The sequence below is a fragment of the Rhodococcus gordoniae genome, from assembly GCF_001646655.1.
Taxonomy (GTDB): domain Bacteria; phylum Actinomycetota; class Actinomycetes; order Mycobacteriales; family Mycobacteriaceae; genus Rhodococcus; species Rhodococcus gordoniae.
The window spans coordinates 114,943-121,053 of the sequence record NZ_LPZN01000014.1 but is presented as its reverse complement, the minus strand read 5'-3'; the positions used below and the strand labels follow the sequence as shown (position 1 = coordinate 121,053).

6 protein-coding genes are annotated in these 6,111 nt (G+C 66.7%); all 6 read right to left on the bottom strand.

Annotated features, from left to right (window positions below):
- Window positions 1-320 (bottom strand): MlaD family protein (locus tag A8G18_RS08350; protein WP_157100845.1); only part of this gene is annotated, 320 nt, incomplete at its 3' end.
- Entirely contained in the window at window positions 317-1,534 is a 1,218-nt protein-coding gene (locus tag A8G18_RS08345) for an MCE family protein (protein WP_064063487.1), read from the bottom strand. The genes A8G18_RS08345 and A8G18_RS08350, both read right to left, overlap by 4 nt.
- Window positions 1,531-2,859, bottom strand: coding sequence for an MCE family protein (locus tag A8G18_RS08340; protein WP_064063486.1), 1,329 nt, complete (start codon window positions 2,857-2,859; stop codon window positions 1,531-1,533). The genes A8G18_RS08345 and A8G18_RS08340 overlap by 4 nt, the downstream gene beginning before the upstream one ends.
- The gene (locus A8G18_RS08335; RefSeq protein ID WP_064063485.1) at window positions 2,856-3,914 is read right to left on the bottom strand and encodes an MCE family protein; all 1,059 of its coding nucleotides are present in this window, start codon (window positions 3,912-3,914) and stop codon (window positions 2,856-2,858) included. The genes A8G18_RS08340 and A8G18_RS08335 overlap by 4 nt, the downstream gene beginning before the upstream one ends.
- Window positions 3,911-4,930 carry an MCE family protein gene (locus A8G18_RS08330; protein WP_064063484.1) on the bottom strand — a complete coding sequence of 340 codons (1,020 nt, stop codon included), beginning with the start codon at window positions 4,928-4,930 and terminating at the stop codon, window positions 3,911-3,913. The genes A8G18_RS08335 and A8G18_RS08330 overlap by 4 nt, the downstream gene beginning before the upstream one ends.
- A 2-nt stretch (window positions 4,931-4,932) precedes the next feature.
- A complete protein-coding gene (locus A8G18_RS08325; protein WP_064063483.1) occupies window positions 4,933-6,111 on the bottom strand; it encodes an MCE family protein in 1,179 nt (392 codons plus the stop codon).

The window sequence follows — 6,111 nt, the reverse complement described above, 5'->3', positions numbered from 1 at the left end:
TCGCCGACGGCCGAGACGCTGCGCACCGCCGCGTCCACGTCGGCGGGAATCTTCGCGTCGCTGTCGATGGACAGCAACGCCTCGACCCCTGTCGGCGACAGGGCGACGCTCCGCACGGTGCCGACGGTGTTTCCGCGATAGGTGACGTTCGAGTGCGGATACAGACCGCCGGTCGACTGCAGTTCGACGACGATCTCGTACCGTCCGATCCCGAACAGCGCCGGCAACTTCACGTACATCAGCGACATCACGACGAGTCCGACGACCGTGAGGATCGCGAAGATCGTGAGCTGGATGCGGACGAACCGCGTGAGCATCATGGTGTGGGCACCCCCAGAGGCAGGCCGGGAATGGTGATCTCCCCGATACCGGGAATCGTCAGCTTCCCTTCGGGACCGGGAGGCGGCGGCGGGGGTGGTTCGAGCGGTGCGCGGAACGGGTCCGTCGCCTGTGCGGCGAGTCCCGCGTCGCGGCCGAGGATTCCTTCCGGGCCGGCGAGGCGTCCCGCGAGCGGCGTCCCGGACAGGAAGTTCAGGTCGAGGCGGTCGAGGGTGAGGTCGATCGTCATCGCGAGGTTCGCGTAGTCGCCGCGGATGATGTTGTTGATACCCGCCTGCGGGAAGGGATAGGTGAGCAGCACACCGAGCACCTCGGTCAGGGCACTGCCCGAGTCGGCCAGGGCCTTCAAGGTCGGTGCGAGGCCTTCGAGGTTCGCCTTCAGATCGTCGTTCGAGGTCTCGACGATCCGGCTCGCCACGGTGCTCAGGTCACCGAGCGAACTCATCGCGGCGGTGAGGTTCGAACGCTGATCCGAGAGCACCTCCAGGGCGGGCGGCAACTCCTCGAGGGCGCGGACGAGTGTCGCGTTCTGGTCGTCGACGGTCGCGGCCAGCCGGTCCATGCCCTCCAACGCCGCGATGATGTCGCCGCGCTGTGTGTCGAGAGTGGAGACCAGTTCGTCCAGGCGCGGCAGCAGGTTCCGGATCGAGTCCTCCCGGCCCACGAGCGCCGCGTTCAGTTCGGTGGTGATGTCGTTGATCTGCGCGAGCCCACCACCGTTGAGCACCACCGACAGCGACGACAGCGTCTGCTCGGTGGTCGGATACGCACCGGCGCGTTCGAGCGGGATGAGATCGCCGTCCTCGAGCCTGCCCTGCGGGGGTTCGCCGACGGGCGGGACGAGTTCGAGATGCTGGGATCCGAGCAGGCTCGTCTGACCGATCCGCGCGAGCGAGTTGGCCGGGACCACCACGTCCTCGTCGAGGGAGATCGTCACGAGCGCATGCCAGCCCTCGAGTTCGATTCCCGAGATCGAACCGACGGTGACGTCGTCCATGCGCACGGGTGAATTCTGGGTCAGGGTGGTCACGTTGGGCATCTGGATCTGCACCTCGTAGGCACCCTCCCCGCGTCCGGCGCTGCCGGGCATGGGAATCGAGTTGAGTCCGTCCCACTCGCAGGCGGTGAGTGTCGTGCTCACCGCGACCGCGGTGGCCGCGACGCCGAGACGGCGGAACATCGAGCGGCCGGTCATCGCCCTCCTCCCGGCTGCAGCAGAGAACCCAGATCCTGCGGGACCTGCAGCGACGGCAGGCCACCGAGGATCCCGTCGACCGGCGAGGCGGTCTCCGAGGACGACGGCTCGGGCGCGGTGCCACGACCTGCCGACGCCTCCTCGAGCCAGGGTTCGGTGTAGACGATGTCGCCGGGGAAGGCCTGCACACCGGCGAGCGGATTGACCAGCAGCGGCAGGTAGTTGGCGTTGATGGACGACAGCACCGGGCCGAGTTGCTGGCGGCACAGTTCCTCGCTGCGCTCGGAGGTCGCGTTCGCGGCGGCCGCAACCGACCCGCACATCCACTCGACGGGGTTGGCGAGGTTGTTGATCGCGAGCGCGCCCGTGAGCGACCCCTGCGCCGGCTTGTAGATGTTGTAGAAGTTCGCGAGGGAGGTCGGGCCGGAGTGCAGCACCCGCTCGATCTCGGGACGTTTGCGGGCCAGCACCTCGGTCGCATCGGCCAGCCGCTCCACCGATTCGGTGAGCCCGGCCCGGTTGTCCTGCACGAACCGCTGTACGTCGCCGACGGCGATGTTCAACTCGGACAAGGAGACACCGAGCTGGTCGGAGCTCTGTGCGAGCACGTCCGAGACCGACGCGAGACGACCGCCGAACTGCACGATCTGTTCGTTGCTCGACGAGAGGACCGACACGAAGGTCTGCAGGTTGCGGATCGTCGAGAACAGATCGGTGCGCCCCTCCGAGAGCGTGCGCATCGTGTCCGACAACTCCCGAAGGGCCTCGCGCACGGTCTGCCCGTTGCCCTCGAGATTCTCGGCCGCGGTGTCGATGAACCGGCCGAGGGATCCCTGCGGATCGAGTTCCTCGGGACCGAGCGCTTCGGACAATCGCATCAGTTCGGTCTTGATCTGGTCCCACTCCACGGGAGAGGCCGTGCGCTGCATCGGGATCGTCGCGCCGTCCTCGATCGTCGGGCCACCCGAGTACACAGGGGTGAGCTGGACGAAGCGCGCCGAGACGAGACTCTGCGCGATGACGACGGCACTCGCGTCGGACGGGATCTCGACGCCGTCGTCGACCTTCATCGTCACCTGTACGAGGTCGTCGCGGGGTTCGATGTCGCTGATGCGCCCCACCGAGACGCCGAGCACCCGCACGTCGTCGCCCTCGTACAGGCCGCTGGTGGACGCGAACTCGGCGTGGATCGTGCGTTTGCCGAGGTCCGGCAGGACGAACACGGCGAGGGCGCCGAGCACGAGCACGACGACGGCACCGATGATCACCGGCACCAGCAGGGGCGGGCGACGGCGGGCGGTCGTCGGGGCGGTATCGGTACTCATTCGCCGTCCCTCTTGATCGTCGGGGGCCCGTCCGGGATCACGTCCTGGAGATCCTCGGGGAGAAGATCGGGCGCGACCTGGCTGTCCACGATGGCCTTCCACCACGGCGCCGGCAGGATGTTGGACACGTAGGCGTTGAAGAACGGTCCGCTGGCAACGGATTCCCCGAGCGCGCTGATGTACGGGCCCAGGCCGTCGAGCGCCCCGGCGATGTTCTCCTTGTTCGCCTGCAGATTCGCCGTCACGAGGTTGAGCTTCTCGAGTGTCGGTGCCATCTGCGCCTGGTTGTCCTGCACGAGCCCGGTGAGCTGACGCGAGACGGAGGAGATGTTCGCGATCAGTTCGGTGATGGCGTCGCGGCGCAGGCTCAGTTCGCCGAACAGCGCGTTCGCGTCGACGATGAGCGCGTTGACCTGGTCGCTGCGCTCGGCCAGGATGCCCGTCACGCTCTCGGCACGCTCGAGCAGTTGGTGCAACGACTCGTCGCGGGCGTTGATCGACTGCGACAGGCGGGTCATGCCCTCCAGGGCGCCCTGGATCTCGGGCGGGGTGTTCTCGAGGGTCTGCGACAGCGCGTCGAGCGAGTCGTTGATGCGATCGGTGTCGAGTTCGGAGACGGTCGTCGTGAGGTCGCCGAGAGCGTCGGTCAGTGAGTACGGCGAATTGGTGTGCTCGATACCGATGATCGAGTTCGGGCGCATCACACCGTCGCCACCGGGGCGCAGCGCCAGCGACTTCCGGCCGAGCACGGTGTTGGTCTTGATGTCGGCGCCGGTGGTGTCGCCGAGCCCGATACCGTCCCGGATGCGGAAGCTCACCAGCACGGCCTGACCGTCGAGGCGCACGTCGGTGACGTCGCCGACGTTCACCCCGGCGAGCATGACGTCGTCGCCGGGCACCAGACCGCCGGCGTCCTGGAAGCGCGCCGAGTAGCTCAGGCCGCCGGAGAGGAAGTGCAGCTGGTCGTACTGCAGACCGGCCAGCACGATCGCCGCGGACACTGCCAGACCGATGATCCCGGTCCGGATGTAGTTGGGGTCACGGGGTGCACTCATTCGACCTTCGCACACCTTCCCGTGTCGTGGTTTGCCGAGGTGTACCGGATGGTGGTGCCGTCCGGACCGGAGAACTTGAAAGTATTGGCGCAGAGGAAGAATTGGAAGAAGTTACCGTATGCACCCACGCGGATGAGTTTCTTGTAGTCGGACGGCAGTCGTTCGAGTGTGCGGTTGATGTCGTCCTTGCCGAGATCGAGTTGGGTCATGGTGCGGTTCGTCTCGGCGATGACGGACTGCAGATCGGGCCGATTGTTCTGCAGCAACGCGGCCAGATCGGCGGTGCCGGAGGCGATCTGCGGGATCGAGGCGCCGATCGGGTCGCGGTCGGCGGCCAGTCCGCCGACCAGCGTGCTCAGTTGCTCGATCGTGTTCTCGAACTCACGGTCGTGGTCGTCGATCGTGCCGAGGACGGCGTTGAGGTTGTCGATGACGTCGCCGATCAGCCGGTCGCGGTCGGCGAGGGAGTTGGTGAACGAGTTGGTGTTGCCCAGTAACGACACCAGTGTGTCGCCCTGGCCCTGGAAGACCTGCAGCAGTGCACCGGAGAGATCGTTGACCTGCTGCGCGTCGAGTCCTTGCAGCAGCGGCTTGAATCCGCCGAGGAGCAGATCGAGGTCGAGGGCCGGTTCGGTCTGTTCGATCGGGATGTGCCCACCGGCAGGCAGGACGTCGACGCTGCCGGCGCCTTCGAGCAGTTCGAGATACCGGTCGCCGACGAGGTTCTCGTACCGCACGGTCGCGCGGGTGCTGGTGAACAGCGTGTGCTTCGCATCCACGTCGAACTCGATCTCGGCGGTGTTGTCGCGGCCGATGTCGACCTTCTGTACCGATCCGACCTGCACGCCGGCGATGCGGACCTTGTCGCCGGTGCCGAGTCCGGACACATCGGTGAACGTCGCCCGGTAGTTGTCGGTACCCGTGAACCGGGCCTGGCTGAACACGACGGCCAGCCCGGCGAAGATCAACGCCATCGTGACCGCGAAGATCAGGAATTTGACGGTGGTCGCTCTCATGGTCACCGCCCACCCGCGAGCTGATCGCCGAACAGGTACTGGAAGATCGTCGGGTACCGGATCCAGGCCTCCGTGGCGGGCTTGTACGGCGTTTCGCCGGTGTTGGACACGACGAACGGCGCGTTACCGTCGCGTCGCGGATCGAAGTTCGGCAGGTCCCGGCAGCTCGGTCCGCCGGTCGCGGCGACCACCGGCAGATCCTGGGCGTCGTTGTACGGCGTCGCGCCACCCATGAAGCTGGTGCTCAGCATCAGCGCGGCGTACTCCCCGGTGCCGGCCATCGGCTCGAACGCCACCCGGGCGTCGTTGAGACCGATGATGAAGCAGGTCAATTGCGGCGAGTACTCACCGAGCAGACCTGTGGTGCGGCTCAGGCTGTCGAGTGCGGTGGTCAACTGTGCTTCGTTCTCCCCCAGGACGTCCCGTCCGGTGTTCGCGAGACCGGTGAGGTTCATCAGCAGCAGATCGAGTTGCTGTTGTTCGTCGACGACGGTGTTGCCGACATCGGTGGCATTGCCGATCGTGGTCATGAGGTCGGGCGCCGTATCGGCGTAGACATCGGTGACCTGTGCGGCCGAGACGAGATCGGCCTGCAGCTGCGGGAGCGACGGATTCATCTCGGCGAGATACGCATCGGCTTCGACCAGAGCCGCACCGAGGGCATCGCCGCGTCCGTTGAGCGCTTCCGACAGCGCACCGAGGGTGGCGTTGAGCTTCTCGGGCTGGATCTGGGCGAGCACGTCGGACAAGTGCTCGAAGACCGTGTTGAACTCGACGGTGACGCTGTCGGCCGCGATCACGGCGCCTTCCTGCATCGGCACGGACGACGGATCGTCGGGGACGACGATGTCGACGAACTTGGCGCCGAAGACCGTGGTGGATTCGATCGCCACCCGCGCGTTCGACGGGATGAGCTGCATCTGTCCGGGCTGCATGTCGAGCTGCAGGACCGCACCGGCGGGCGTGTGCTCGATCGAGGCCACCCGCCCCACCTCGACGCCGCGCATCTTCACCTTGGCGTCGGGTTCCATCACCAGACCGGACCGCGGTGAGGTGACGGTGAGCGGGACCGTCGAGGTGAAACCGCCCGTGAACATCGTCAGTGCCACCGCGACGATCGCGGCGAGTCCGCCCAGGAGACCGAAGGCGGCGAGCTTCTTCTTCCACGAAGGAGTTTCCAT